Origin of the sequence: Allobosea lupini, from assembly GCF_900109525.1 — a bacterium.
Lineage (GTDB): Bacteria > Pseudomonadota > Alphaproteobacteria > Rhizobiales > Beijerinckiaceae > Allobosea > Allobosea lupini.
The window spans coordinates 1,063,062-1,089,074 of the sequence record NZ_FOAN01000001.1; the positions used below are offsets into that span (position 1 = coordinate 1,063,062).

Annotated in this window: 24 protein-coding genes; 12 read left to right on the forward strand and 12 right to left on the reverse strand. The window is 67.6% G+C overall.

Annotated elements, in window-relative coordinates:
- Nucleotides 1–10: 10 nt before the first annotated feature.
- Entirely contained in the window at nt 11–967 is a 957-nt protein-coding gene (locus BMZ21_RS05120) for an ABC transporter permease (protein ID WP_091830330.1), read from the reverse strand.
- 72 nt (nt 968–1,039) lie between these two features.
- On the reverse strand, nt 1,040–2,722 hold the full coding sequence (locus BMZ21_RS05125) for a peptide ABC transporter substrate-binding protein (protein WP_091830331.1): 1,683 nt from the start codon (nt 2,720–2,722) through the stop codon (nt 1,040–1,042).
- Between the two features lie 278 nt (nt 2,723–3,000).
- On the opposite strand from BMZ21_RS05125, the gene BMZ21_RS05130 reads away from it, so the two are divergent.
- Together BMZ21_RS05130 and BMZ21_RS05135 are read left to right on the forward strand one after the other, a co-directional pair.
- The gene (locus tag BMZ21_RS05130; RefSeq protein ID WP_091830333.1) at nt 3,001–4,329 is read left to right on the forward strand and encodes an NAD(P)/FAD-dependent oxidoreductase; all 1,329 of its coding nucleotides are present in this window, start codon (nt 3,001–3,003) and stop codon (nt 4,327–4,329) included.
- A gap of 90 nt (nt 4,330–4,419) precedes the next feature.
- Nucleotides 4,420–5,742 (forward strand): NAD(P)/FAD-dependent oxidoreductase, encoded by a 1,323-nt coding sequence (locus BMZ21_RS05135; protein WP_091830335.1) that lies wholly within the window; start codon nt 4,420–4,422, stop codon nt 5,740–5,742.
- Between the two features lie 143 nt (nt 5,743–5,885).
- On the opposite strand, the gene argE is transcribed toward BMZ21_RS05135, so the two are convergent.
- Nucleotides 5,886–7,028: an acetylornithine deacetylase gene (gene argE / locus BMZ21_RS05140; RefSeq protein ID WP_091830337.1), complete on the reverse strand. Its 1,143-nt coding sequence runs from the start codon at nt 7,026–7,028 to the stop codon at nt 5,886–5,888.
- Between the two features lie 212 nt (nt 7,029–7,240).
- Here argE and BMZ21_RS05145 point away from each other — a divergent pair, with 212 nt between their 5' ends.
- On the forward strand, nt 7,241–7,909 hold the full coding sequence (locus BMZ21_RS05145) for a haloacid dehalogenase type II (protein ID WP_091830339.1): 669 nt from the start codon (nt 7,241–7,243) through the stop codon (nt 7,907–7,909).
- A 1-nt stretch (nt 7,910) separates the two neighbouring features.
- Nucleotides 7,911–9,380, forward strand: coding sequence for an aldehyde dehydrogenase family protein (locus tag BMZ21_RS05150; RefSeq protein WP_091830341.1), 1,470 nt, complete (start codon nt 7,911–7,913; stop codon nt 9,378–9,380).
- Between the two features lie 18 nt (nt 9,381–9,398).
- Here BMZ21_RS05150 and BMZ21_RS05155 read toward each other — a convergent pair whose 3' ends face one another.
- On the reverse strand, nt 9,399–10,352 hold the full coding sequence (locus BMZ21_RS05155) for a LysR family transcriptional regulator (protein ID WP_091830343.1): 954 nt from the start codon (nt 10,350–10,352) through the stop codon (nt 9,399–9,401).
- A 230-nt stretch (nt 10,353–10,582) separates the two neighbouring features.
- Between BMZ21_RS05155 and BMZ21_RS05160 the strand changes: the two genes are divergently transcribed.
- The 6 genes from BMZ21_RS05160 (at nt 10,583) to BMZ21_RS05185 (ending at nt 16,575) form a co-directional block, all read left to right on the forward strand.
- The gene (locus BMZ21_RS05160) at nt 10,583–11,668 is read left to right on the forward strand and encodes an ABC transporter ATP-binding protein (RefSeq protein ID WP_091830345.1); all 1,086 of its coding nucleotides are present in this window, start codon (nt 10,583–10,585) and stop codon (nt 11,666–11,668) included.
- A gap of 28 nt (nt 11,669–11,696) precedes the next feature.
- Nucleotides 11,697–12,401 carry an HAD-IA family hydrolase gene (locus BMZ21_RS05165; RefSeq protein ID WP_091830348.1) on the forward strand — a complete coding sequence of 235 codons (705 nt, stop codon included), beginning with the start codon at nt 11,697–11,699 and terminating at the stop codon, nt 12,399–12,401.
- Nucleotides 12,402–12,406: 5 nt separating this feature from the next.
- Nucleotides 12,407–13,723 (forward strand): NAD(P)/FAD-dependent oxidoreductase, encoded by a 1,317-nt coding sequence (locus BMZ21_RS05170; protein ID WP_091830350.1) that lies wholly within the window; start codon nt 12,407–12,409, stop codon nt 13,721–13,723.
- A gap of 39 nt (nt 13,724–13,762) precedes the next feature.
- Nucleotides 13,763–14,818 carry an ABC transporter substrate-binding protein gene (locus BMZ21_RS05175; protein ID WP_091830352.1) on the forward strand — a complete coding sequence of 352 codons (1,056 nt, stop codon included), beginning with the start codon at nt 13,763–13,765 and terminating at the stop codon, nt 14,816–14,818.
- A gap of 105 nt (nt 14,819–14,923) precedes the next feature.
- Nucleotides 14,924–15,793, forward strand: coding sequence for an ABC transporter permease (locus BMZ21_RS05180; RefSeq protein WP_244543693.1), 870 nt, complete (start codon nt 14,924–14,926; stop codon nt 15,791–15,793).
- Nucleotides 15,790–16,575 (forward strand): ABC transporter permease, encoded by a 786-nt coding sequence (locus BMZ21_RS05185; protein WP_091830354.1) that lies wholly within the window; start codon nt 15,790–15,792, stop codon nt 16,573–16,575. The genes BMZ21_RS05180 and BMZ21_RS05185 overlap by 4 nt, the downstream gene beginning before the upstream one ends.
- A 129-nt stretch (nt 16,576–16,704) precedes the next feature.
- Here BMZ21_RS05185 and BMZ21_RS05190 read toward each other — a convergent pair whose 3' ends face one another.
- Nucleotides 16,705–17,982 (reverse strand): NAD(P)/FAD-dependent oxidoreductase, encoded by a 1,278-nt coding sequence (locus BMZ21_RS05190; RefSeq protein ID WP_091830357.1) that lies wholly within the window; start codon nt 17,980–17,982, stop codon nt 16,705–16,707.
- A 179-nt stretch (nt 17,983–18,161) separates the two neighbouring features.
- Here BMZ21_RS05190 and BMZ21_RS05195 point away from each other — a divergent pair, with 179 nt between their 5' ends.
- Nucleotides 18,162–19,037, forward strand: a complete 876-nt coding sequence (locus BMZ21_RS05195) for a GNAT family N-acetyltransferase (protein WP_244543694.1) — start codon at nt 18,162–18,164, stop codon at nt 19,035–19,037.
- 6 nt (nt 19,038–19,043) lie between these two features.
- Here BMZ21_RS05195 and BMZ21_RS05200 read toward each other — a convergent pair whose 3' ends face one another.
- The 7 genes from BMZ21_RS05200 to BMZ21_RS05230 all read right to left on the reverse strand — a co-directional run bounded on the left by BMZ21_RS05200 (nt 19,044) and on the right by BMZ21_RS05230 (nt 25,606).
- A complete protein-coding gene (locus BMZ21_RS05200) occupies nt 19,044–19,520 on the reverse strand; it encodes an Lrp/AsnC family transcriptional regulator (RefSeq protein ID WP_199777522.1) in 477 nt (158 codons plus the stop codon).
- A gap of 117 nt (nt 19,521–19,637) precedes the next feature.
- Nucleotides 19,638–21,032 (reverse strand): aminotransferase class III-fold pyridoxal phosphate-dependent enzyme, encoded by a 1,395-nt coding sequence (locus BMZ21_RS05205; protein WP_091830363.1) that lies wholly within the window; start codon nt 21,030–21,032, stop codon nt 19,638–19,640.
- A gap of 9 nt (nt 21,033–21,041) precedes the next feature.
- Nucleotides 21,042–21,485: a helix-turn-helix domain-containing protein gene (locus tag BMZ21_RS05210; protein ID WP_091830365.1), complete on the reverse strand. Its 444-nt coding sequence runs from the start codon at nt 21,483–21,485 to the stop codon at nt 21,042–21,044.
- A gap of 149 nt (nt 21,486–21,634) precedes the next feature.
- Complete coding sequence (locus tag BMZ21_RS05215; protein WP_091830367.1) at nt 21,635–23,104, reverse strand: NAD-dependent succinate-semialdehyde dehydrogenase; 1,470 nt, start codon at nt 23,102–23,104, stop codon at nt 21,635–21,637.
- Nucleotides 23,105–23,116: 12 nt separating this feature from the next.
- Entirely contained in the window at nt 23,117–24,043 is a 927-nt protein-coding gene (locus BMZ21_RS05220; RefSeq protein WP_091830369.1) for a 2-hydroxyacid dehydrogenase, read from the reverse strand.
- A 19-nt stretch (nt 24,044–24,062) separates the two neighbouring features.
- Nucleotides 24,063–24,959 carry a GNAT family N-acetyltransferase gene (locus tag BMZ21_RS05225; protein WP_167561525.1) on the reverse strand — a complete coding sequence of 299 codons (897 nt, stop codon included), beginning with the start codon at nt 24,957–24,959 and terminating at the stop codon, nt 24,063–24,065.
- Nucleotides 24,956–25,606, reverse strand: coding sequence for a cupin domain-containing protein (locus BMZ21_RS05230; RefSeq protein ID WP_167561526.1), 651 nt, complete (start codon nt 25,604–25,606; stop codon nt 24,956–24,958). The genes BMZ21_RS05225 and BMZ21_RS05230 overlap by 4 nt, the downstream gene beginning before the upstream one ends.
- A gap of 24 nt (nt 25,607–25,630) precedes the next feature.
- Here BMZ21_RS05230 and BMZ21_RS30240 point away from each other — a divergent pair, with 24 nt between their 5' ends.
- Entirely contained in the window at nt 25,631–25,945 is a 315-nt protein-coding gene (locus tag BMZ21_RS30240) for a hypothetical protein (protein ID WP_167561527.1), read from the forward strand.
- Nucleotides 25,946–26,013 lie beyond the last annotated feature (68 nt).

The following is a 26,013-nucleotide window of genomic DNA, read 5'->3' on the forward strand; positions in this document are numbered from 1 at the left end:
TTGAGGTTGCTCATCGCCCGCTCCTCGAAATGCGCGGATCGGCGATGCCGTAGAGCAGGTCGGCGAGCAGGGATCCCAGCAGCACCAGCACGGCGGTGAACATCAGGATGCCCATGACGACCGGGTAGTCGCGATAGCTGATCGAATCGAGGAAGAGCCGGCCCATGCCCGGCCAGGTGAAGACCGTCTCGGTCACCAAAGCGCCCGAGAGCAGCGTCGGCACATGCAGGCCGGTGATAGTGATCATCGGCAGCAGCGCATTGCGCAGGGCATGGCGCATCAGGATCTGGCGCTCCGGCACGCCCTTGGCGCGGGCGGTGCGGATATAATCCTGGTTGACCACCTCAAGCATGGAAGAGCGCATGTAGCGGCTCCAGACTGCGGTCGAGACCAGCGCCAGCACGATGCAGGGCCCGATCAGGTGATGCACCTGGTTGAGGAAGGAGCCGTCGCCCATGGTGTAGCGGTTGCCCGCCGGCAGCCAGCCGAGCCCGACGGAGAAGACGTAGATCACGACGAGGCCGAACCAGAAGGTCGGGATCGAGAGCGCGATCATCGCGCCGATGGTGGCGAGCGAGTCGAACAGCGAATAGCGCCGGATCGCGCCGAGGATGCCGACCCAGGCGCCGATCACCATGGCGAGCAGCGTCGAGGTCAGCATCAGCTCCAGCGTTGCCCCCAGATGCGAGGCGATGATGTGCAGCACCGGCTGCTGGTCGCGATAGGATACGCCCCAATCGCCCGAGAGCATGCGCCAGAGCCATTCGACATATTGCACCGGCAGCGGCCGGTTGAGGCCGAGCTGCTCGGCGATGCGGTCGAGATCGGCCTGGGTCATGTCGCCGCCGGCGGCGAACTGCGACATCGGCCCGCCCGGCGCCAGATGCAGGATGGCGAAGCCGATCATTGAGACGATCAGCAGCAGGAGCAGCGACTGCCCGAGCCGGCGCAGGAGGAAGGCGATCATGGCGCGCTCCTCCCGGCCGGCGCCGGCATCATGCCGGCGCGTTTGACATCGCTCATCACGTCACGCACCACGTCACTTGGCCCAGTACCACTGGCCCATGTTCCAGGTGTTCTGCCTGGCGTTGATGTTGGGCTGGTAGCCGATCAGCCCCTCCTTGTAGCCCTCGACCGGCGCGTACTGGTAGATCGGCAGGATCGGCAGCTCCTCGCGCACCAGCACCTGCAGCTTCTGGTAGATCTCCTTGCGCTTGGCCGTGTCGAAGGTTTCCTGGCCGGCCTTCATCAGCGCGTCGGCCTCGGCGTTCTGCCACTGCATCTGGTTAGCGCCGTTGCCGCTCTTGGCCGGGATCGCGTCCGAGCCGAAGCGATGCGCCGGATCGGGATCGATCACCGTGCGGAAGGCGGTGCCGACCAGCAGCGACTGGAACTTGGAGCGGGTATAGAATTCGCCCCAGATCACGGCGGCGGGCATGTTGTTGATCGCCATCTTGATGCCGATCTGCTGCCAGTCCTGCTGCATCAACTGCTGGCACTGCTCGCGCAGGGCCGCGCCCGTCGTGGTCGAGACCGCGAACTCCAGCGGCACGCCGTTCTTCATTCGCACGCCGGAGCCGGAGCGCTTCCAGCCGGCATCGTCGAGGATCTTGCCGGCGAGTGCGGGATCATAGACCTGCTTGGGCAGGTTCGGGTCGTAAGCCCAGGATTCCTGCGGCATGAAGGATTCGGTCGGGATGTGCAGGCCGTAGAAGACGATGTCGATGATCGCCTGCTTGTTGATCGAGGCATAGAGCGCCTTGCGCACCGCCTTGTCGGACAGAGCGGGATGCTCGAGGTTCGGCATCAGCACCTCGAGCGAGGCGCTCGGAATCTTCACCACCTTGCGTCCGGGCAGCTTGACCGCCTCGGCGTAAAAATTGGCGGGGATGCCGGTGCCGATGATCAGGTCGACCTGGCCAGTGCGGAACTGGGCATAGAGCGCGGTCTGGTCCGGCACGTATTTCAGCACCGCCTTCTCGAGATACGGCCCCTTGCCGTGGTATTTCTCGTTGGCGACGAGCTGGATGTTGTCGCCCGGCGTGCGCGTGCCCCATTTGAACGGGCCGGTGCCGACCGGCGCGCCGTTGAACGGCGCCGTGTTCGGATCGGCCGCCTTCTCCAGCAGGTGCTTGGGCACGATGAAGGTGTTGGAGAGCAACGCGAGATAGGGCGCATACGCCTTCTCCATGCGCCAGGAGATCTCCAGCGGGCCGGTGACCTTGATGTCCTTGACCAGCGAATGGCCGACGCGGGTGCGCGCCTTGAAGCCCGGCGCGTTGATCAGCTCGAGCGTATACTTGACGTCCTCGGCGGTGAACGGCGCCCCGTCATGCCAGGTGATGCCCTCGCGCAGCTTGACCTTCCAGGCGAGACCGCCTTCGGAAATGCCGCCATTGGCCTCGCTCGGTACTTCGACGGCGAGGTCTGGGACCAGCGAACCGTCGGGCTGGGCCAGCCACATCGTATTGAAGACCTGCATCCAGACGGTCTCGTCAACCTCGATGCCGGGCATCAGCGGGTTGAAAGCGGTCGGCTCCTGCGACAGGCCAACCACGACCTGGCCGCTCGGCTTGGCGGGTGGCGGCGGAGGCGCCTTGCCCTGGGCGCGGGCGCCCAGGCCGGAAGCGGCGAGGATGCCGCCGGCGCCGAGCGCCAGGACCTCGCGGCGATGCAGGGCAGGCAGAGCAAGGCCGGACGCCTTCGTGGACGGCTTGTTCATCGTTGATCCCCTCGTTGTCGGCGGCCTTGCATGGCCGTTACGCGGTGCCGCCTTTTGGCTGACGGTCGGCCGCATCGGCCGCCCGTTGTCGGCCCGCCTCATGATAGGCAGCAGGCGACCCGCGATGGTCCCCGTCCTTTGCCGGGACAACCAAAACAATCTGCCGAATCGCACCCGTCCTTTGGCATAGGGTTCCAGACGGTTCGGGCTTGAATATCGGCCTCCCGATCCCGGTCCGCGCCGCCGGCACGACCGCCCTCCGCCAAGGACCATGCCGCATGTCGCCACCGGTCAACCGCGTCCACAGCGACGAAGCCCTGCCCGCCGCAGCCGACATCGTGGTCATCGGCGGCGGCATCGCCGGCGTAACCGCGGCCTATCACCTGGCGAAGAAAGGCCATTCGGTCGCGCTGGTCGAGAAAGGCTATGTCGCCGGCGAGCAGTCGAGCCGCAACTGGGGCTGGTGCCGCCAGCAGAACCGCGATCTGCGCGAACTGCCATTGGCAATGCGTGCCGTCGAGATGTGGAACGGGCTCTCCGAAGAGGTCGGTGCCGATGTCGGCTTCCGCCGCAGCGGCCTGACCTATCTGACGACGCGCCAGTCCGATCTCGATGCCTGGGAGGGCTGGGGCGAGAAGGCCCGGCAATACCAGATGCAGACACGCATGCTGAGCGCCGAGGAAGCCAGGGCGATGGCGCCGCATGCCAAGGGTGAGTGGATCGGCGGCGTGCATTCACCCACCGACGGTCGCGCCGAGCCGGCCATGGCCGTTCCCGCCATCGCCGAGGCCGCACGCAGGCTTGGCGTCACCATCCATCAGGATTGCGCGGCGCGCGGCCTCGAAACCGCGGCAGGCCGCGTCTCCGGCGTCGTCACCGAGAAGGGCACGATCAAGACCTCGACGGTGCTACTCTCCGGCGGCGTCTGGACGGCGATGTTCGCCCGCCATCACGGCATCCGCATGCCGCTCGCCGGCATCAAGTCGACCTCGTTCTTCACAGGACCTGCGCCGGAAATCACCACGGGAGGCATCTCGACCCCCGATCTCACCATTCGCCGCCGGGTCGATGGCGGCTTCACCGTCGGCATCAGCGGGCGCGGCCTGCTCGAGCTCTCACCGCACGGCATGCTCAACGCCCAGCCGTTCTGGCGCACCTTCAAGAAGCGCCACAAGCTGCTGACGATCCGGGCCGGCAAGTCCTTCTTCTTCGGGCCGGAAGCGCTGATGCGCTGGAGCAACGATACGATCTCGCCCTTCGAGAAGATGCGGACCTATGACCCGCCGCCGCAGGAGGAACTGATCACCTTCGCCAAGAAGCGGCTGGGCGAGGTCTTTCCGCAGCTCGCGACGGTCGAGATCAAGCACAAATATGGCGGGCTGATCGACTTCACGCCCGATTGGGTGCCGGTGATCTCCGCGGTCGACAAGCTGCCGGGCCTGCATGTCTCGGCCGGCTTCAGCGGCCATGGCTTCGGCATCGGCCCGGCGGCGGGGCGGCTCGCGGCCGATATCGTCGCCGGCGATGCCCCGATCGTCGACCCCACCCCCTACCGCTACAGCCGCCTCGTCGATGGCACCGATCTCGGCGAGCCCGGCCTGATGTGACGCAAGCCTCTGCCCCAACCACATAGTCCCGCCTCAGCGGGACATCCCGCGCCGTGCCGCTTCGTGGCAAGGCCGCCTCCGGAGCCATTCATGCCAGTGACCATCGAACGCATCGCCAGCAGCGAGGCGCTGCCCGCCGCCGCGGATGTCGTCGTCATCGGCGGCGGCATCGTCGGCGCGGCGGCGGCCTATTATTTGGCACGGCGTGGCCGCTCGGTGGCTCTGGTCGAGAAGGGCGTGGTCGGCGGCGAGCAGTCGAGCCGCAACTGGGGCTGGTGCCGCAAGCAGAACCGCGACGCCCGCGAATTGCCGCTCGCCATCCGCGCCATGGAACTCTGGGAGACGCTCAGCGAAGAGCTCGGCCGCGACAGCGGTTTTCGCCGCTGCGGCCTGGTCTATGCCACCAACGACCCTGCGCAGCTGGCGCAATGGGAGCGCTGGCGCGAGACGGCGAAGGCTTTCGGCGTCGAGACGACGATGCTTACCGGAGCAGAGACCGCGGCGATGACTGCCGCCAGTGGTCGGAGCTGGCTCGGCGGCCTGCATTCCGTCACCGACGGCAAGGCCGAGCCGGCGCTCGCAGCGCCGCTGATGGCTGACGGCGCCCGCCGTGCTGGCGCCAGCGTGCATCAGGGTTGCGCCGCGCGTGGGCTCGACGTCAGCAATGACGCGGTCACCGGCGTCGTCACCGAGAAGGGTACGATCCGCACGAACGCGGTCATCCTCGCCGGCGGCGCCTGGGCCTCGGCCTTCTGCCGCCATCAGGGCATCGCCTTCCCGCAGGCGAGCATTCGCGCGACCAGCCTGCGGACCGAGGCCGCGCCGGAGTTCCTCGACGCATTCTATACCCCCGAGATCGCGCTGACGCGGCGCCTCGACGGCAGCTACACGATCGCGATCAGCGGCAAGGGCACGCTCGAGATCACGCCACAGGGCCTGCGCTATGCCCGGGACTTCCTGCCGATGTTCATCAAGCGGCTGAAGGCGGTCGAGCTCGGCATCAGCTCCTCCTTCTTCAAGGGGCCGGAGGCCTTAGGCAGCTGGAAGCTCGACGAGGTCACGCCCTTCGAGACGATCCGCGTGCTCGATCCGGCGCCGAGCCGACGTGCGATGGCGACCCTGCTGGAGCGTGCCCACGCCATGTTTCCGGCCCTGAAGAGCGTCGCCGTACGCGAAAGCTGGGGCGCCTATATCGATTCCACGCCGGACGCCGTGCCGGTGATCTCGCCGGTCGCCGGCCTCTCGGGCTTCGTGCTGGCCGCCGGCTTCAGCGGCCACGGCTTCGGCCTCGGTCCTGCGGCCGGTCATCTCGCGGCCGACCTCGCAACCGGCGACACGCCGATCGTCGATCCGCGTCCGTTCAGGCATTCGCGCCTCGTCGACGGCTCGCGCGGTGCGATCGGCGAGTTCTGAGCCTCATTCAGACACACAGCCCTCATCCTGAGGAGCGCTCATAGAGCGCGTCTCGAAGGATGTTTCAGGAGGCTCCAGAACCATCTGGACCATCCTTCGAGACGCCGCTACGCGGCTCCTCAGGATGAGGGCTGAGGATATTTTCAGCCGAGCCGCTCGGCGACACCAGCGATCATCGCCATCGCTCCGGCGAGTTCGGCCTCGGTGATGTACTCTTCCGGCTTGTGGGCGCGGTCGACATCGCCTGGCCCGCAGACGATCGCGGCGATGCCGGCGCGCTGGAACATCCCGGCCTCGGTGCCATAGCTGACCGCTGCCTGGCGCGCCTGGCCCGATACCGCCTCGGTGAAGGCGACCAGCGGATCGTTCTCGTCGAGGGCGAGCGGCGGGTAGTCGCTCATAGTCTCGAAGCTGAACGCGACCTTGTGCCCGGTCACAGCAGCCTCGCGCGCGATCCGCTCGGCGACACCAGGCAGGAAGCCGAGCAGCGCGGCAGGCTCCTGCCCGGCGATGGCACGGGCCTCGACCTCGAATACGCATTGCGCCGGAACGATGTTGATGCCGGTGCCGCCCCTGATCACGCCGACCTGGATCGTCGAATAGGGCGGTGCGAAAGCCTCGGCAAAAGGTCCCTGCGACGCATGGCGCAGGGCCTCGTCATGGATCGCGGTGATGAGACCAGCGGCGTAGTGGATCGCGTTGTCGCCGAGATCGGTGCGCGAGGAATGCCCGGCCTTGCCATCGACCGTGACGCGCTTTGCGATCTTGCCCTTATGAGCCAGCACAGGCCGCAAGCCGCTTGGCTCGCCGACGATGCAGCCGAGCACCGGCGGGCACAGCTCCGGCAGTCGCGCGATCAGATGGCGCACGCCGACGCAACCGACCTCCTCGTCATAGGACAGCGCGATGTGCACCGGCCGCGCCAGCCTCTTGGCGACGAGGGCGGGAACGCTCGCCAGCACGCAGGCTGCGAAGCCCTTCATGTCGACAGCGCCGCGCCCGATCAGCCGCTCGCCGTCGCGCCGCAGCTTGAAGGGGTCGCCGACCCAGCCCTCCGGCGCCGCCGGTACCACGTCGAGATGGGCCGAGAGGATGATACCGCCTTCGACCTTGGGCCCGATCGTCGCGAACAGGTTGGCGCGGTCCCCCTCCGGTCCCGGCACGATCACGCTGTCGACGCCATGGCCGGCGAGATAGGCGCGGACATGCTCGATGATCGCCCCGTTCGGGGTGCGGCAGACGGAGGGAAAGCCGACGAGATCGGCGAGAACGGTTTCGACGGTCATGGGATTCGCTGGAGGGTTGATTCAGCCGACCTTCGGAGAGGCGAGCGGGCCTGTCCATCCTGCCCCGACAGCCGCAGCAATCCATGCCGAAGCAACCCGATTCATCGGCAGAATATTCGGTCATGGCGTTCGATTTCCGCCTCCCTCCCCGCGGTCGCGCTCTAGCCTCTTCCTAACGGCAGAGAGCCGTCGCAACGAGCAAGGGCGAGACGATGAGCAGTTTCCGGCCGAAATTCATCACCTTCGACTGCTATGGCACGCTGATCTATTTCGAGATGGCTCCGGCCGCCCGTCGCGCCTATGCCGACCGCCTGTCGCCCGAGCAGCTGGACGCGTTCTGCGACGCCTTCTCGAACTATCGTCTGGATGAGGTGCTCGGCGCCTGGAAGCCCTATCAGGACGTCGTCCGCAATGCGGTGGCGCGGACCTGCAAGCTCCTCGGCATCCCCTACGATCCGGCCGACGCCCAGCGCATCATCGACGAGATCCCGAGCTGGGGCCCGCATCCCGATGTGCCGGCCGGCCTCGCCAAGGTCGCCAAGGAGATCCCGCTCGTCATCCTCTCCAACTCGATGACCGACCTGATCCCGCATTCGGTCGCCAAGCTGGGCGCGCCCTTCCACGCCGCCTATACCGCGCAGGAAGCGCAGGCCTACAAGCCTCGTATGCCCGCCTTCGAATACATGTTCGACATGCTCGGCTGCGGCCCGGAGGACGTGATGCATTGCTCGTCGAGCTTCCGCTACGACCAGATGACCGCCTATGACATGAAGATCGCCCGCCGCGTCTTCGTCAATCGCGGCCACGAGCCGTCGAATCCCTATTACAGCACGCATGAGATCAAGGACATCGGCGGCCTGCCGGCTCTGGTCGGGCTCTGACATGTCCGGTGATTTCGACCCGGCCGCGATCCAGGTCACGGCCGGGCATTTCATCGCCGGCGCGGCGATCGGCGGCGGCGAGACGATTCCCGTCGCTCGTCCGTCCGATCTCGTCGACTATGCCGAGATCCCGATCGCCGACGGCGGCATGGTCGACCGGGCCGTCGGCAGCGCGCATGCAGCGGTCGCTGCCAGCGGCTGGGCGACGAGGCCGCCGCGCGAGCGGGCCCGCATCCTGAGGCGCTGGGCCGAGCTCATCGAAGCGAACGCCGAGGAACTCGGTCGGATCGAAGCCGTCGGGTCGACGCGGCCGATCTCGCAGGCCGTCACCGGCGACGTCGCAGCCACGGCCGACGGCATCCGCTTCTTCGCCGAATGGGCCGACAAGCTCGGCGGCGAGGTCGCGGCGACGCGCAGCGACAATCTCGGCCTGATCGTCTCCGAGCCCTATGGCGTCGTCGGTGCGATCGCGCCCTGGAACGTGCCTCTCAGCACCGCCTCATGGAAGCTCGGTCCGGCGCTGGCGGCGGGCAATGCCATCGTGCTGAAACCGTCGGAACTGACGCCGTTTTCCGCCGTGAGGCTGGCGCAGCTCGCGATCGAGGCAGGCATGCCGGCCGGCATCTTCAACGTCGTCCAGGGCACTGGCGTTACAGGCGATGCGCTGACGCGCCATCCGGGCATCGGCAAGATCTCGTTCACCGGATCGACCCGGACCGGCGCGGCGATCATGAGGGCCGCAGCCGAGAGCGGCATCAAGCCGGTGACGCTCGAGCTCGGCGGCAAGAGCCCGCAGCTCGTCTTCGCCGATGCCGATCTGGAGAAGGCGGCGACCTGCATCGCCGGCTCGATCCTGGCGAATTCCGGCCAGGGCTGTGTCGCCGGCTCGCGGGTGATCGTGCAACGCCCGATCGCCGACGCCCTGATCGAGCTGTTGACGATGAAGCTTCCCCAGATCAGGCCGGGCCACACCTGGAAAGCCGCGACCGATTTCGGCCCGATCATCTCGGACGCCCAGGCTCGCCGGATCGATCGCATCGTCACCGCCAGCCGCGAGCAAGGCGGCGAAGTCCTGCTCGGCGGCGGCCTGATGGCCGGCTATGGCGGCGCCTACTACCAGCCGACGATCATCGCGAACGTGACCGCCGACAACGCGGCGGTGCGCGAGGAGATCTTCGGCCCTGTCCTGACCCTTCAGCTATTCGACACGGAGGAAGAAGGCTTCGCCCTCGCCGACCATCCCGAATACGGGCTCGCCGCCGGCGTCTACACACGCGATCTCGGCCGCGGCCTGCGCGCAGTGCGCCAGCTGCAGGCCGGCACTGTCTGGGTCAACCGCTACAGCCGCACGCTCGACTTCATCCTGCCGACCGGCGGCTACAAGAGCTCGGGCATCGGCAAGGACCTCGGCCGCCAGGCGGTCGAGCAGAACCTGCGCCACAAGACGGTGCTGATCGACATCGCGAGCTGACGGCGCCGCGCGGCTTCGTCAGCCATAGCAGGCCTGCTTCAGACCGAGGCCGGGATGAAGCGCGTCGATCGCCTCGATCTCGGCCCTGAGCTCCGCCCCGATCCAGTCCCGGATCTCGCGGACGACCGGGCTCGGCGGGCGGTTGCGCGGCGTCAGCAGCACGCAGTTGCGCTCACCGCGCGTCAGCCGATCGCTCGCCGGTACCAGTGCGCCCGATCTCAGCGCATGTGAGACGACGGTGATCCAGCCGAAGGCGACGCCCTGGCCGAGCAGCGCCGCCTGCACCACCACGGCATAGTCCGAGAAGCTCAGCGTCTTGACCGGCCCCGGCCGGCCGGTGGCGAAGGGCGGATAGCGCTCGGCCCAGTCGAGCGCGGAATCGGTCAGGTTGATGATCGTGTTGCCCTCGCCCGCCGCCCCGTCTTCGGGCTTGGCCTGTCGGTAGCCGGGGCTGCAGATCGGCAGCATCGTCTCGCGCATCACCATCGCCTCGGCCGGCACCGCCTCGTCGCCATCGAGGAAGCGCATGCCGAGATCGACATTGTCGACCTGGCCGCGCAGCGAGCCGGCGATCATCTGGAAACGCAGATCGACCGAGGGAAACCGACGCTGGAAGTGATCCATGCGGGGCATCAGCCAATGCGTGGTGAAGGCGGAGGAGACCGAGATCGTCACCGTCTCCTTGCCGCCGCGCAGCTGCTCGACCTCGCGCAGGCCCGCTTCGATGCTGCGGAAGCCATCGGCGACGCGGCGATAGAGCACTTCGCCCTCCGCCGTCAGGATCGCCCCCTTCCCACCTCTCTCGAACAGGCGCAGGCCGAGATAGCTCTCGAAACGCGACAACATGCGGCTGACCGCCGGCTGGGTGACGTTCAGCTCCTCGGCGGCGCGGGTGAAGCTGCCGCTGCGCGCCGCCGCCTCGAAGACGAAGAGCGCATTGCTCGACGAGACCATGCGGCGCAGCTCTGACATTACACCAGGTTATGCTTCGCCTGATTATTTGGCAATTGCGACAGGGGACCGAAATCCCGTTTCATGAACCGATCGAATACGGCTTGCGGTGACGGCCCGGCAGAGGTCCGCACCGCCGAGCAGCACCAGCGCCGGAACGGATCGCCATAAGACCAGCTTATGGCCCGTCCCAAAAACGGTCTTTGCCTGCGCAGTGCCGCGATGTCGCTGTATCCGGACGGGAGAGTGCCATGGCCAACATAGGCGGCGAGCGCGTCGAGATCAGATCAGCGAGCAAGCATTACGGCGCGGTGCGCGCGCTCGACGACGTCTCGCTCGACATCGCACCGCAGGAATTTGTCTCGCTGCTCGGCCCGTCCGGCTCGGGCAAGACCACCCTGCTCGGCATCCTCGGCGGCTTCATCCAGCCGTCCGGCGGCTCGGTCCATCTCGGCGGCCGCGACGTCACCTATACGCCGCCGCACAAGCGCGACATCGGCATCGTCTTCCAGAACTACGCGCTGTTTCCGCATATGAGTGTCGGCGAGAACGTCGCCTTCCCCTTGCGAGCGCGGCGCCTGCCCAAGTCGACCTATGCCGAGAAGGTCCGCGGCGCGCTCGCCATGGTCGACCTCGCCGGCTACGAGGAGCGCGGCATCGCCCAGCTCTCCGGCGGCCAGCGCCAGCGCGTCGCGCTCGCCCGCGCCATGATCTTCGAGCCGCGCCTGATCCTGATGGACGAGCCGCTCTCGGCGCTCGACAAGCAACTGCGCGAAAACATGCAGATCGAATTGCGCCAGCTGCACAGGCGGCTGGGCGCGACGATCATCTACGTCACCCACGACCAGCGCGAGGCGCTGACGATGAGCGACCGCGTCGCCATCCTGAAGGACGGCAAGCTGGTCCAGATCGACAGGCCCGAGCGCCTTCACGACCACCCGGCCAACGCCTTCGTCGCCAGCTTCATTGGTGAGGCGACGCTGCTGCCGGTCGAGCGCGCCGGCGCGGACAGCGTCTCGCTCGCCGGCACGGTGCTGAAGAGCGCCCGCCCGATCGCTGCGAATGGCGAGCTCGTGCTGGCGATCCAGACCGAGAAGCTGCTGGTCGAGGACGGTTCCGGCAGTCCCGAGCGCAACCGGCTCGAAGGCCGCGTCACCGATGTCGTCTTCCAGGGCGAGAGCCTGCGCGTCTTCCTCGCGCTCGACGACGGCACGGCCTTAAGCCTGCGCCAGCCCAGCCATTACGAGGCCGCCCGTCGGATCCCGCCGGTCGGCGAACGCCTCGCCGTCAGCCTCCACCCGCAGGACACGATCATCGTGCCGAAGACCGGCGCCTGAGCCCTTCCTCCAGCAGAGACGCAAGACCATGGCCCTCAGCGATTTCAAGGTTCTCACATTCGATGTCGTCGGCACGCTGATCGACTTCGAGACCGGCGTCCTCGGCGCGGTGCGCCGCATCGGCGGGCCGGCAGCGGCCAAGCTTGGCGACGACGAGATCTTCGCGCCCTACCTCAAGGGCCGCGAGCTGCACCATGAGCGCTCCAGCGAGGTGATGAAGCTGGTCTACATCCACCTCGCCAAGGAGCTGGGCCTGCCCGCCGACGAGGGCTCGGCTGATGCCTTCCAATACGCGATCCTGCAGCATCCGGCCTTCCCGGACTCGGTCGAGGCGCTGGCGAGGCTGCGCAAGCATTTCCGCCTGGTCGCGATGACCAATGCCGACCGGCCGAGTTTCGCGTTCTATTCGCAGACGCTTGGCAACCCGTTCCATGACAGCGTCACCGCCGACGAGGCGCTCGACCCCAAGCCTGATCCCCGGTACTTCGCCTATAATCGCGGTCGGCAATCGGCCTTCGGCTACAAGCAGGAGGAGATCCTCCACGTCGCGCAGAGCCAGTACCACGACATCCGCGTCGCCAAATCGCTCGGCTATGCCACCTGCTGGATCGAGCGGCGACAGGGCCAGAAGGGCTTCGGCGGCACACCGGCGGTGCCCGAGATCACCAAACCCGATTATCACTTCCCGACGCTGAAGGCGCTTGCCGACGCGGTCGAGGCCGACCGGGCCTGACGCGCATGACGGCCGCGCCGACATCCTGGCAGGCCCTCGACGCCGCGCCATCGCTCTGGCGGGCGACGGCGTCGCCTCTGCAGGCGTTGCCGCCGCTCGCCGGCGACGCGCTGGCGGATGTCGTGATCATCGGTGCCGGCTATACCGGGCTCTCGGCCGCCCATCATCTTGCCGCCAGCGGCCTTGCGCCTGTCGTACTCGAAGCGAACGAGCCCGGCTGGGGTGCGAGCGGGCGCAATGGCGGCGTCATCACCGCCAAGTTCCGCCTGTCCTTCCCAGCCATCGCCGCCTCCCACGGCCGGGGCATGGCCAAGCGCATGTACGACATCGCCCATGAGGCGACCGATATCGTCGCCGAACTGGTCGACGCCCATGGCATCACGGACGCCGGCTTGACCCGCGCCGGCCAGGTCAAGGCAGCCCACAACCACGAGACGCTGGCCTACGCGGTGAAGGAAGCTGATTGGCTCCGCGCCGAACTCGGCGACACCACGATGACCGTGCTCGATGCCGGGCAGGTGCGCGAGGAGACCGGTTCGGCCGGCTTCGTCGGCGGCGTGCTCAATGCCGGCTCGGGCGGAATCCATCCGCTCAACTATCTGCGCGGGCTTGCCCGCGGCGTGACCGCGCAGGGCATCCCCGTCCATAGCCGGACGCCGGCGCTCGGCCTCAGGCGCGAAGCGGACGGCGTGCTGGTCGAGACACCCCGCGGCACGGTGCGGGCGAAGCAGGCGATCATCGCCACCAACGGCTATTCCGACCTGACGCCCGCAACCCGCGACTACCAGCGCACGCTGATCCCGTTCCGCAGCGCGATCATCGCGACCGAAAAACTCTCGCCGAACCTCGCCGCCAGCGTGATGCCGACGGGCCGGACCTATAGCGAGACCAAGCGGATGATGCGCTGGTTCCGCATGGTCGACGGCCGGATCGTCTTCGGCGGCCGTGGCGCCTTCGGCAAGACCGATTCCGCCTCGGCCTTCGCCGCCCTGCACAAGGCGATGGTCGGCATCTTCCCTCAGGTCGCCGATGTGCCGCTGGCCTATTCCTGGTCCGGCCTCGTCGCGATGACGCTCGATTCCGTGCCGCATGTCGGCCGCGTCGATGACCGGGTCATGGTCGCCATGGGCTACAACGGCGCCGGTGTCGCCATGTCCAGCCTGATGGGGCGCTATCTCGCCGCCTTTGCGCGCGGCGAACGCCCCGATGTCGGGCTGCTGGACGTCGGCCGCATGCGGCCCGTGCCCTTCTACGCGCTTCGAGAACCGGCGGTCCGTGCGGTCGCCGGCTGGTACCAGTTTCTGGACGCGATCGGACGGTAGGCCTCGAAGCTCCGATCCAAAACAACAGGGGAACAGGACATGGCCAAGAGCTTGAACTTCCGGACGACCTGCGCCGTCGCAGGCTTCTCCCTCGCGCTGCTCGGCTCCGCCAGCGCGGCCGAGCAGATCATGTTCGTCTCGCAGGGCGGCGCCTACCAGAAGGCGCAGACCATCGCGATCCTCGATCCCGCCGCCAAGAAGCTCGGCATCACCATCAACCAGGACAGCGTGCCCGACGCCTGGCCGATCATGCGCTCGCAGGTCGCCACCGGTAAGCCGACCTGGGACGTCGTCGACGTCGCCACCAATTTCTGCCTGCGCGGCGGCGAGCAGGGCATCGTCGAGAAGCTCGACTTCAGCAAGATCCCGAACGCCGCGGCGATGCCGGCCGAGTATCGCAGTGACTGGTCGGTGGCCTACGAGTTCTATTCGAGCGTGCTCGGCTACAACCAGAAGAAATTCCCGGACGCGGCCTCGGCGCCCAAGACATGGGCCGACTTCTGGGACGTGAAGAAGTTCCCGGGCCGCCGCTCGCTGCGCAACCACCCGCTCGCCACGCTGGAAGCGGCGCTGATGGCAGACGGCGTCGCTCCCGACAAGCTCTACCCGCTCGACTTCGAGCGCGCCTTCAAGAAGCTCGAAGAGATCAAGCCGAACATCACGGTATGGTGGACCTCCGGCGCCCAGTCGGCGCAACTCCTCAATGACGGCGAGGTCGACATGGTGATGGCCTGGAACGGCCGCATCAGCGCGCTGACCAAGGAGGGCGCCAAGGTCGCCTACACCTACAACCAGGGCATCCTGCAGAGCACCTCGCTCTGCGTGCTCAAGGGCGCGCCGAACCTGCCGACCGCGATCAAGTTCCTGAACGAGGCGGTCGATCCCGTGCATCAGGCCAACCTGCCGCTGCATATCGACTACGGCCCGGCCAACCCGAAGGCCTACGACACCAAGGTCATCTCCGAGGCGCGGGTCAAGGAACTGCCGAGCGCGCCGGAGAACGCCAAGGTCCAGGCGCTGATGTCCTATGCCTGGTGGACCTCGCCGGCCGGCGAAGCCGCCGAGAAGCGCTGGCTGCAGTTCATGCAGAAGTGAGCAGCCTCGCCGTCATGCTCGGGCTTGTCCCGAGCATCTCTTGCAGGAGATTCTCGGGTCTGCGCTGCGCTTCGCCCGAGAATGACGTCTAGAAGGGACCGCAACGTGACCACCAGCGCGATCGATCCATCCCTCCGTCATCAGCGCCGCGAGCAGGCGCTGATGACTCTGCTCGCGGCTCCGGCCGTGCTGGTGATCGTCGCGCTGGTGGTGATCCCGGTCGGCTGGCTGGCGGCCCAATCGATCTACGACAACGGCTTCACGCTGGAGCACTACCGGCGCATCTTCACGGAGGAGGTCTACTGGCGCAGCTTCGCCCTGACCTTCCGCATCGCCCTGATGGTGACGCTCCTCACCTTGCTGCTTGGCTACCCGGTCGCCTATGCGGCAGCCCATGCGAGGCGGCCCTGGAACGTCTTGATCCTGGCCTGCGTGATGCTGCCGTTCTGGACCAGCGTCCTGGTGCGCGCCTATGCCTGGCTCGTGCTGCTGCAGCGCACCGGCGTCGCCAACCAGTTGCTCGAACGTTTCGGCCTGATCACCGAGCCGCTGGCGATGGTCCACAACGAGCTCGGCACGGTGATCGCGACCGTGCACATCCTGCTGCCCTTCATGGTCCTGCCGCTCTATTCGACCATGCAGAAGATCCCGCGCGAGCTGATGCTCGCCGGCGCCAGCCTCGGCGGCGGCCCGCTCTACAGCTTCCTGCGCATCTTCCTGCCGCTGTCGCTGCCGGGCGTCGTCGCCGGGCTCACCCTCGTCTTCGTGCTGACGCTCGGCTTCTACATCACGCCCGAGCTGCTCGGCGGGGGGCGCACCGTGATGATCTCGATGGTGGTGAGCCGCAATGTCGAGCTCTACGCGCAATGGGGTGCGGCAAGCGCCGTCGGCGTCGTGCTCCTCGCCTGCGTGCTCGCGATCTTCGCTGCGGTCGGCCGCATCATCCCGCTCGACAAGATGCTGGGGCAGAAATGAAAACCTCGCTGCTGCCGCGCCTCGCCTTCGGCCTCATCATCGGGCTCGTCCTGATCTACCTGATGCTGCCGGTACTGATCATCGTGCCGATGTCGTTCTCGAGCACGCGCTTCCTGACCTTCCCGCCGCCGGCGCTCTCGCTGCGCTGGTATGCCGAGTATTTCGGCAATCCGAACTGGATGCAGGGCACGCGGATGAGCCTGATGCTCGGCGTGCTGACCGTGCTGATCGCGACGCCTCTGGGCACCGCCGCGGCCTATGCGATCAGCAATGCCCAGAACCGGCTGATGCGCTCGTTGCACATGGTGCTGATGCTGCCGCTGATCGTACCGATCATCATCGTCGCGATCGGCATCTTCTTCGTCTACGCCAAGCTCGGCCTGATCCAGACGCTGACCGGGCTGGTGCTCGCCAATGTCATGCTCGGCCTGCCCTATGTGATCACCTCTGTCGTCGCCGGGCTGCAGAGCTTCGACAAGACGCAGGAAATGGTGGCGCGCAGCCTCGGCATGAACCGCCTGCGGGCGTTCCTGACCGTGACCCTGCCGCAGATCAAGGCCAGCGTCTTCGCCGGCGCCGTCTTCGCCTTCATCTCGGCGATCGACGAGACGATCATCGCGCTGTTCGTCTCCGGCGGTCAGTACCAGACCCTGACCAAGCGCATGTTCACCGCCCTGCGCGACGAGATCGACCCGACCATCGCCTCGATCTCGACCCTGCTGACGGCGGCCTCCTTCCTGCTCGTCCTGCTGGCCATGAGCGGGCAGAAGAAGGAGGCGTAGGGACGCACCCGTCATGCTCGGGCTTGACCCGAGCATTGCAGCCCGGAAGAGGCGCCGACCAACGCCTTCCCGTCATGAGATTCTCGGGTCTTGCTCCGCTCCGCCCGAGAATGACGGCCCTGGCCAGACTCAGTGGCGCCAATCCTGGTAGCGGTAATACATCCCGACAAAAGGCAGGAACCAGGGCGGGCCGAAATGGCCGGGCACCGCCGGCCAACCCAGCCCGGCGAAGGGGTTCGCCTTGACGTCCCCGCCCATTACCTTCGCCATCGCCTGCCCCATATGCACCGACATCTGGGTGCCGTGGCCGCTATAGCCGAGCGCGTGGAAGACGCCGTCGCGCTCGCCGGCGCGCGGCAGCCGGTCGGCGGTCATATCGACGAGACCGCCCCAGCAATAGTCGATGCGCGTATCGGCGAGCTCCGGAAAGAGCTCCAGCATGCGCGCCCGCAGGATCGCACCGCTCTTGGCGTCCGAAGCCGGGCTCGACAGCGCAAAGCGCGCCCGCCCGCCGAAGATCAGCCGGTTGTCCGGGGTGAGCCGGAAATAGTTGCCGATGTTCTTGGTCGTCGTCGCCGTCCGCCGTGTCGGCATGATCGCCGCGGCCCGCTCCGGCGAGAGTGGCTCGGTCGCGATGATGAAGCTGCCGACCGGCACGATGCGCCGCCGGAGCCAGGCGAAGGGCCCCCGGCGCGAGGTGCCGGTCGCGAGCAGCACCTGCCCCGCCTCCAGCATGCCGCGGCTGGTGACGACGCGATGGGCCTGGCCGTTCAGCCGCTCGAGCCCGGTCACTGCCGCGTTCTCATGGATTGCCGCGCCATTTCGCGCCGCCGCCTCGGCGAGGCCGACGCCGAAGCGGCCCATATGCATATGGGCGCTGCGTGGATAGACGAGGCCACCGAAGAAGCCGTCGGTGCCGATCTCGCGCCGAATCTCGGACGGCGACACCACGGCCAGGTCCGGCTCGACCGTGCGTCGCAGCAGGGCCGCGCTCTTCTCCAGCTTGGCGAAGTGCTCCGGCTTGGCCGCGAGCTTGATCTTGCCGGTGCGGATGAAATCGCAATCGATCGCCTCGCGCGCCACCAGCGCCTCGACGGTGTCGACGGCGTTGTCGAAGGCGCGATAGAGCGCGACCGCCCTCTCCTCGCCGAGGCTGGCGGCAAGGCTGCCGAGATCATGTGCGAGGCCGTTATTGCAATGCCCGCCATTGCGTCCGGAGGCCTCGCCGATCACGCGCCCGGCCTCCAGCACCGCGACACTCGCCCCCGACTTCGCCAAGGCGAGCGCAGCCGACAGGCCGGTGAAGCCGCCGCCGACGATGGCGACATCGACCTTGCCGGCGATCGGGGCCGTGGAGCCGCCGGTGAATCCCGGCGCCGTCGCGAGCCAATAAGGTTCGAGCTTCATGGAAGACAGGGCCTCAATGCTTCGGACAGGAAGACAGGGATGGTATTCCGCCGGACAGGTCGGCTCCGACCGTCGAGAATACCGCCTTGCTGCACAGGTTCTTGGACAATTTTGCAGTTCTCCGTAGCCCGGCGCCTGCCTATAGTCGCCCGGCATTGCGACGAACGAGGCCTGCAACGGTGGCTCACGGAACGGCTCGGCGCCGGCTCGACTACGAGCTCGCCATCAGGCCGATGACAGAAGCGGATATCTCCCAGGCGCACCAGCTCTCCGTCGGTGTCAGCTGGCCGCATCGGCCGGAGGACTGGCGCTTCGTGCTGGAGGTCGGGCACGGCTTCGTCGCCTGCGACGCGATCGACCGGGCGCTCGCATCGGCGATGTGGTGGCCCTATGGGCCGCATTTCGCCACGATCGGCATGGTCATCACCTCGCCGCGCCTGCAGATGCAGGGCGCCGGCCGGCGGCTGATGGATACGATCTTCGAACAGGCCGGCGAGCGCGATCTCAGACTCAATGCGACGCGGGCCGGCTACCGGCTCTACCGCTCGCTTGATTTCCAGCCGATCGGCCGCATCTTCCAGCATCAGGGCCGCGCGCAGGCACCGGCCGGCGCTGCGCCCGACGAAGTCACCGTCCGGCCCGCGACAGCCGCCGATGGCGACGCGATCGCCCAACTCGACGCCGACGCCTATGGAGCCGATCGCTCGCGCGTCATCGCCGCGCTGATGAAGCTGGCGACCGGGACGGTGATCGAGCGCGACGGCACTGTCGTCGGCTTTGCGCTCTGCCGCCGCTTCGGCCGTGGCCATGTCGTCGGCCCGATCGTCGCCGAGAGCGACGAGGCGGCCATCGCGCTGCTGCGGCCGTATGTCATCGCCCATGACGGGCAGTTCCTGCGCGTCGACACCGCCCAGGAACAGGGCAGGTTCGGCGGCTTCCTCGAAGAATGCGGCATGACCGTCTACGACACCGTGACCACGATGGTCAGGGGTCACAATCACGGGCCGCGCGGCGCGGCGCGGACCTTCGGGCTCGTCACCCAGGCGCTCGGCTGACGCCGGTCAGATGTCGAACAGCACCGGCAGCGGATAGCCGGGCTTCTGGATCGGCGACTTGATCACGATGTAGCTGAAATATTTGGAGATGCCGATATTGCGGTCGAGCAGCGTCTCGATCAGCGATTGGTAGTGCGTGAGACCGCGCGTGACGAACTTGACGAGGTAATCGTAGCCGCCGCTGACGAGATGGCATTCGACGACCTCGTCGACGCGCCGAAGCGCCATCTCGAAGCGGATGAAGTATTCCTTGGTGTGGTCGGTCAGGGTGATCTCGGTGAAGACGGTGATCGTCTCGCCGAGCTTCTGCAGATTGATGGTCGCGCCGTAGCCGGAGATGAAGCCGGCCTGCTCCAGCCGCTTGACCCGCAGCAGGCAGGGGCTCGGCGACAGGCCCACCGCATCGGCCAGATTGACGTTCGTGATCCTGCCGTTGTTCTGCAGCTCGATCAGGATCTTCATGTCGATGCGGTCGAGCCGCACGCCCGGTGTCACGACGAAGGCCTCTTGTCCTGGATGCCTCTTGCGGAACCGGGCCTGCGGAGCGAGCCCGGACCGGCATCAGACTAATCGTTTGATACGGTCCGGGCCAAGCAGGGATCATGCCGCCTTTGCGGTTTTCAACGCCGCCGCGACCTCGGGCAGCGCCATGACATCGTCGAGCGTCTTGCGCAGCCGGGAGATGATCAGGTCGATCTCGGCCTCGCTGCAGCACAGCGGCGGCGCCAGTCCGATGATGTCGTCGGCGAAAGCGCGGAAGATGACGCCATTGGCATAGCCGCGCGCGAAGAGATGGTCGGGCAGCTTCGCCTCGCGCGGCAGCTTCTCTTTCGTCACCTTGTCGGCGACGAGCTCGATACCGGCGAGCAGGCCGCGCGCCCTGACCTCGCCGACGAGCGGGTGATCGGCAAGCGTCGCCAGGCGCTCCTCGAAATAAGCGCCGACCCGCTGGCCGTTGGCGAGGATACCGCCCTCTTCGTAGAGGCGCAGCACTTCGAGCGCGACGGCGGCGCTGACCGGATGGCCGGAATAGGTGTAGCCATGGCCGACCGGCCCGCCGGCCGGGGCGTTGTCGGCGATGGCGCGATAGACCGTCTCGCCGATGGCGAGCGCGCCGAGCGGCGCATAGCCCGAGGTCAGGCCCTTCGCCATCGTCATCATGTCAGGCACGACGCCTTCCGCCTCGCAGGCGAACATCGGGCCGGTACGGCCGAAGCCGGTGATGACCTCGTCGGCGACGAAGAGGATGTCGAGCTCGGCCGCCGTCTCGCGCATCGCCCTGAGCCAGCCCTTCGGCGGCACGATGACGCCGCCCGAACCGATCACCGGCTCGCAGAAGAAGGCGGCGACGTTCTCGGCGCCGAGCTCCGCGACCTTGGCGCGCAGCGAAGCGACGCTGGCCGCGATCACCGCCGCGTCGCCCGAGCCGGTCGGGTTGCGATAGGCATAGGGTGGGGTGACGTAGTGATGCACATGCGCCGGAAAATCGAAGCCCGCATGGAAGGCCGGCAGCGCCGTGACGCCGGCGCCGGTCGAACTCGAGCCGTGGTAACCGCGCTCGAGCGAGAGGATCGCCTTCTTCGTCGGCCGGCCGGTGACGTTGTAGTAGAACTGGATCAGCCGCAGCGCGCTGTCGACCGCATCCGAGCCGCCCAACGAGAAATAGATGTGATCGAGATCGCCCGGGGTCAGCTCGGCGAGCTTTGCGGCGAGGCGGATCGTCGGCTCGCTGCCGAAGCTGAAATAGCCGGTGGCATAGGGCAGTTCGCGCATCTGGCGGGCCGCCGCCTCGACGATGCTCTCGTGACCATAGCCGACATTGACGCACCACAGTCCGGCGAAGCCGTCGATCAGCTCATGGCCGTCGGCATCGGTGATGAAGGCGCCCTTGGCAGACTTCATCACGGTGACGCCGCGCTTCTCATGGCCGGCCCAGTTGGCGACCGGATGGACCCAATGGCGGCGGTCGAGGGCTTCGAGGGAGTTGACGGTCATGGCGGAACCTCAGGCAGGGCGTGAAGACGAAACGGGAGAAAAGGTGGAGCGCGCCGGATAGCCGATCCGGCCGGCCCGCATCGGCGGCGATTGCACCAGCTCGCGCAGATAGCGGCCGGGCGTCACGCCGTAGACGCTCTTGAAATGGCGCGAGAGATGACTCTGGTCGAAGAAGCCGGCCTCCAGCGCCGCCTGCGCGGCCGGGACGCCGTCAACGAGAAGACCCCGCGCATAGCGCACGCGCTCACGGCAGACGAAGCGATGCGGCGTCAACCCGACCTGGCGCCGGAAGACGGTGACGAAACGGCAGACGCTGAGGCCGGCCAGCGCCGCGAGGTCGTCGAGATAGAGAGCCTCGGTGAAATGCCGTTCGATATGGCTCAGCGCCCGCCGGATGCCGGGGCTCGCCGGCTCCGCCGCGCGGGCGGCAGGGCTTGAAACAGACTGGAGCATGGACCGCTTCGTCCTCCGCTGACGGCGATAGCGCCTGTCTGGAAGGCTAGGAGCGGCCGGCTGGACTGTGCGGCGGGTTTGATGCGCCGCTTTGGTATCCCCTGCCCTATTCGGTGGCAGGATCGGCAGATCGTGCTTTGCCCTGCGGATCAGGCGGATTTCAGCCCGCCGATATGGAAGCTCTTCAGCTCCAGATACTCCTCGATTCCGGTCGCGCCGCCCTCGCGGCCGATGCCGGACTGCTTGATGCCGCCGAAGGGCGCCACCTCCATCGAGACCGAGCCGGTGTTGAGGCCGACCATGCCGAATTCGAGCCGCTCGCCGACACGCCAGGAGCGGTTGAGGTTCTCGGTATAGAAATAAGCCGCGAGCCCATATGGCGTGCCGTTGGCGATCTCGATCGCCTCGTCCTCGTGCCTGAAGCGGAACAGCGGCGCGACCGGGCCGAAGGTCTCCTCATTGGCGAGGCGCATGCGCGTGGATGCGCCGGTCAGCACCGTCGGCACCACGAAGCGGGAGCCGTCGACCTCGCCCTGAGCTGCGGCGAAGCGCGTTGCACCGAGCGAGAGCGCATCGTCGAGATGGGCATGGACCTTCTCGACCGCCGCCGCGTTGATCAGCGGACCGATGGTGACGCCCTCCTGCCGCCCGTCGCCGACCCGCATCGCCGCCACCGCCTTGGCGAGGCGATCGGCGAAGGCGTCGTGGATGCCGTCCTGCACCAGGATGCGGTTGGCACAGACGCAGGTCTGGCCGGCATTGCGGAACTTGCTGGCGATGGCGCCGGCGACGGCGGCGTCGAGATCGGCGTCATCGAAGACGATGAAGGGCGCGTTGCCGCCGAGTTCCAGGCTCAAGCGCTTCAGCGTGTCCGAGCATTGCCGCATCAAGAGCGCGCCGACGCGGGTCGATCCGGTGAAGGAGAGCTTGCGAACGACAGGGTTCTGCGTCAGCGCCGCGCCGACGCCCTGCGGCAGCCCGGTGACGATGTTGATCACGCCGGGCGGGAAACCGGCGCGCTCAGCCAGCACACCGAGCGCCAGCGCCGAAAAGGGCGTCAGCTCCGAGGGTTTCACCACGATCGGGCAACCGGCCGCGAGCGCCGGCGCGCATTTGCGGGTGATCATCGCATTGGGGAAGTTCCAGGGCGTGATCGCGGCGGAGACGCCGACCGGCTCTTTCAGGATGAGAATGCGCCGATCGGCGGTCGGCGCCGGCACGGTGCCCCCATAGACGCGGCGCGCCTCCTCGGCGAACCACTTGATGAAGCCGGCACCGTACAGGACTTCGCCCTCGGCCTCCGCCAGGGGCTTGCCCTGCTCGGCCGTCATGATGCGGGCGAGGTCCTTGCGGTGCTCCAGCACGAGATCGTGCCAGCGCTCGAGCAGGGCGGCCCGCTCGGCCGCAGGCCGTGCCTTCCAGGCCGGGAACGCAGCTTCGGCGGCGGCGATCGCTGCGTTGGCCTCGGCCTCGCCGCAGGCCGGAATCGAGCCGATCTCGACGCCTGTCGCCGGATCGCGCACCGCCAGTTCCTCACCGGAGGCAGCGCCGACCCACTCGCCGCCGATCAGGGCACGGCCGACGAGAAGGCTGGGATCTTCGAGAGCGACAGTCGACATGGCAAGCCTCGTTCAGTAGCCGCGATCGCGGTCGATCAGGCCGATCAGGGGTTCGCCCGCCTGGTGGCGCCGCAGGTTGTCGAGGACGATGTCGAGCGAGGCCTCGGAGCGCGAGCGGCTGGCGATATGCGGGGTGAGCAGCACCTTGGGATGGTTCCAGAGCGGATGACATTCCGGCAGCGGCTCCGGCTCGCAGACATCCAGGACCGCTGCCGCGAGATGGTCGCTGTCCAAAGCAGCCAGCAGCGCGTCCTGGTCGAGATGGCCGCCGCGGCCGGCATTGACGATCATCGCGCCCTGCGGCAACTGCGCGAAGAGCTCGGCGCCGAGCAGGCCGCGCGTCGCATCGGTCAATGGCAGCAGGCAGACCAGGATGTCGGTGCGGGCGAGGAAGGCGGGCAACTCGGCATCGCCAGCGAAGGTCTCGATGCCTTCGACCTCATGCCGCGAGCGGCTCCAGCCGGCGACGCCGAAGCCGAATTCGGCAAGCTTCAGCGCGCAGGCCTTGCCGAGCATGCCGAGGCCGAGGACACCGACGCGACGCTCGGTGGCCGGCCTGATCCGCAGCGGCCGCCAGGCCTCTTCCCGCTGGGCGGCGATGTAGGGAATGAGGTCGCGATGCAGGGCCAGCACCGACATGGTGACGTATTCGACCATGCTGTCGACGAGGCCGGGCTCGATCATCCGCACGATCGGCAAATGCGGGGGGATGTCGGCCAGATTCAACTGGTCGACGCCGGCGCCGACCGAGACGAGCAATTCGAGATTGGGAAACTGGCCGAGCAGATCGTCCGGCGGGAGCCAGGCGGCGAGATAGCGGATCTCGGCGGGATCGCCGACATCCGGCCAGATCCGGAACGGCAGCTCCGGCGCCTTCTCTGCCAGCAGCCGCGTCCATTCCTCGGCGCGGGCGGCATCCGATTTGAGCAGCAGCGTCATCGCATCGACCTCGCGGATATCAACCGAGCGCCTGGGTGACCAGGGCGTGGAGGCGCGCCGGTCCGGATGCGACCGGCAGATCGCCGCGCACCATTGCGGTGACATCGCCAGCGGGCGCAAGACCATGCTGGACCAGCCAGTCGCCCAGCCCGGAGCCGAGCGGCAGATCGACCCGGATGAACTGCCCTGCCCGGCCGTGCAGCCAGCAGGCGATCAAAGTGCGCGCATCCATCTCGTCTGCAGCCACGACCGGGCCAACCACCTTGCCGCGACCGAAGTCGCGCAGGATGCTGAACCCGACGGGCTGCCCGGCCTGCTCCAGCAACAGGCATTCGCCGCATTTCAGCAGCGCCGCCAGGACCGGCCCGCGTTCCAGGCCGGTCGCCTCTCGATCGAGCCGTTCGAGCATCGCCAGGTCGCCCGGGCTGCCTAGGCGTAGCCGCTTGCCAAGCGTGGGCGCGGGCTCAGCAACGACCAGCGCATGCCCATGGTACTGTCGCACGCCGCCGCCCCAGCTCCGGAAGCCGAGGCGGACATAGAGCGGCGCACCGGCGACGGTGGCGTTGAGCATCAGCGAACGCTGCCCGGCCTGTGCGAGCAGCTCCTGCATCAGGCGCTTGCCGATCCCGGCCCCCTGCTGCTCGGGCGCGACGATGATCATCCCGACCGTCGCATGGCTCTCGCCATAGGGCCACCACTGGCCGGTAGCGACGAGCTCTCCGTTGCGCTCCGCGACCAGACCGTGGCCGAGGCCGATCACGAACTCCCAGTCCTCACGGCGATGCGGCCAGCCGACGTAGCGCGACAGCTCTGCGCAGGACGCCGCATCGTCGATACGGATTGCCCGCAGCGTCAGCGCGTCCGAAGCCGCGATCCCGGTCATGCCCGTGCCGGCGGCGGACGCCAGGGAGCTCACGCGCCGACCTCCTGGACGACATAGACCTTGGCGATGTGCTCTTCGCTGTCCCAGGCGCATGGCGTGCCCTGCGCGACAAACACGCTCTCGCCCGCCGCGATCCGGACCGGGCGCCCGTCCTCCCCAGTCAGGGTGACGCTGCCGACGAGGATATGCATCAGCTCGTTGACCGGCTGCGGACGCAGGACGCGCCGATACGGCGTCGAATCCCAGATGCCGGCCCGCAGGCGCGCCGTCTCGTCGGTGAAGGCGTTGAAGCTGCGGCACTGCGGCACCGGCCCTTCGAGAAGGTTGGCTGGCGGCGGCGACGAGGGCGCTAGCGGCGCATCGGCCGGCAGCTCCGTCACGCCGGGCGCTGCGGAAGCTGCTCCGGTGCCGGCGCAGGAGACCCAGCTCGTGCCGGGTGTCGCCTCGATGCGCAAAGCCGTGCCGCGCGCGATCACGATGCTCTCGCCGACCTGGAGCGTGTGCCTGCCGCCGTCAGCGAGCGTCAGATCGAGACGCCCCGACCGGACGACGATCACCTCCGTGTGCCGGAAGGCCGCGCTGTCGAGGATGCCGGAAAACGTGACGCGCCCCACCGCCAGGTCCTGCGGCCCGCTCCAGACGGTCTCCCGGCCGGCGCCGAACGGATCGTCTTTGGACAATGGCCCGGCGCCGGAGGCGGAGGCATGAGCGGCGAAAACAATCGGAAAGGTCGGCATGAACGGTCCATCCAGCATGATGGTGCTGAGCTAGGCCGTTTCCCAGCCGCCGGATTGGAGGAAATTCGCGGGACGAGCGATCGGCATCGCGCAGCAGGCAGCGCTGCATCGCGCTTTCGCCGCGTGGCTCAAGAAGCGGACATTGGCGGTGGCTGGATCCTGGCCCAACCGGGCGCGGCTGTCCTCTTGGCCGCGAGCTTTGTCGGTGACCGCCGGACTGTGCTTGCGCTTGAACGTCAGGATGGCGGCGCGCGTCTCGCCATCGGCGCTAAATTACGCTAGCGGATGACCTAGCGAAAGCAGTACCGCTTGCACGTCGCAAATGTTCATGGTGAGTGTCCTCGAAAGAC

Coding starts and splice junctions, on each gene's coding strand:
- BMZ21_RS05190 (WP_091830357.1), bottom strand. CDS start 17,982: ATGAAGCTCGAACCTTATTGGCTCGCGACGGCGCCGGGATTCACCGGC.
- BMZ21_RS30240 (WP_167561527.1), top strand. CDS start 25,631: ATGAGCGGCGAAAACAATCGGAAAGGTCGGCATGAACGGTCCATCCAG.
- BMZ21_RS05135 (WP_091830335.1), top strand. CDS start 4,420: ATGCCAGTGACCATCGAACGCATCGCCAGCAGCGAGGCGCTGCCCGCC.
- BMZ21_RS05155 (WP_091830343.1), bottom strand. CDS start 10,352: ATGTCAGAGCTGCGCCGCATGGTCTCGTCGAGCAATGCGCTCTTCGTC.
- BMZ21_RS05210 (WP_091830365.1), bottom strand. CDS start 21,485: ATGCTCCAGTCTGTTTCAAGCCCTGCCGCCCGCGCGGCGGAGCCGGCG.
- BMZ21_RS05160 (WP_091830345.1), top strand. CDS start 10,583: ATGGCCAACATAGGCGGCGAGCGCGTCGAGATCAGATCAGCGAGCAAG.
- BMZ21_RS05215 (WP_091830367.1), bottom strand. CDS start 23,104: ATGTCGACTGTCGCTCTCGAAGATCCCAGCCTTCTCGTCGGCCGTGCC.
- BMZ21_RS05150 (WP_091830341.1), top strand. CDS start 7,911: ATGTCCGGTGATTTCGACCCGGCCGCGATCCAGGTCACGGCCGGGCAT.
- BMZ21_RS05145 (WP_091830339.1), top strand. CDS start 7,241: ATGAGCAGTTTCCGGCCGAAATTCATCACCTTCGACTGCTATGGCACG.
- BMZ21_RS05120 (WP_091830330.1), bottom strand. CDS start 967: ATGATCGCCTTCCTCCTGCGCCGGCTCGGGCAGTCGCTGCTCCTGCTG.
- BMZ21_RS05125 (WP_091830331.1), bottom strand. CDS start 2,722: ATGAACAAGCCGTCCACGAAGGCGTCCGGCCTTGCTCTGCCTGCCCTG.
- BMZ21_RS05220 (WP_091830369.1), bottom strand. CDS start 24,043: ATGACGCTGCTGCTCAAATCGGATGCCGCCCGCGCCGAGGAATGGACG.
- argE (WP_091830337.1), bottom strand. CDS start 7,028: ATGACCGTCGAAACCGTTCTCGCCGATCTCGTCGGCTTTCCCTCCGTC.
- BMZ21_RS05165 (WP_091830348.1), top strand. CDS start 11,697: ATGGCCCTCAGCGATTTCAAGGTTCTCACATTCGATGTCGTCGGCACG.
- BMZ21_RS05175 (WP_091830352.1), top strand. CDS start 13,763: ATGGCCAAGAGCTTGAACTTCCGGACGACCTGCGCCGTCGCAGGCTTC.
- BMZ21_RS05170 (WP_091830350.1), top strand. CDS start 12,407: ATGACGGCCGCGCCGACATCCTGGCAGGCCCTCGACGCCGCGCCATCG.
- BMZ21_RS05130 (WP_091830333.1), top strand. CDS start 3,001: ATGTCGCCACCGGTCAACCGCGTCCACAGCGACGAAGCCCTGCCCGCC.
- BMZ21_RS05205 (WP_091830363.1), bottom strand. CDS start 21,032: ATGACCGTCAACTCCCTCGAAGCCCTCGACCGCCGCCATTGGGTCCAT.
- BMZ21_RS05185 (WP_091830354.1), top strand. CDS start 15,790: ATGAAAACCTCGCTGCTGCCGCGCCTCGCCTTCGGCCTCATCATCGGG.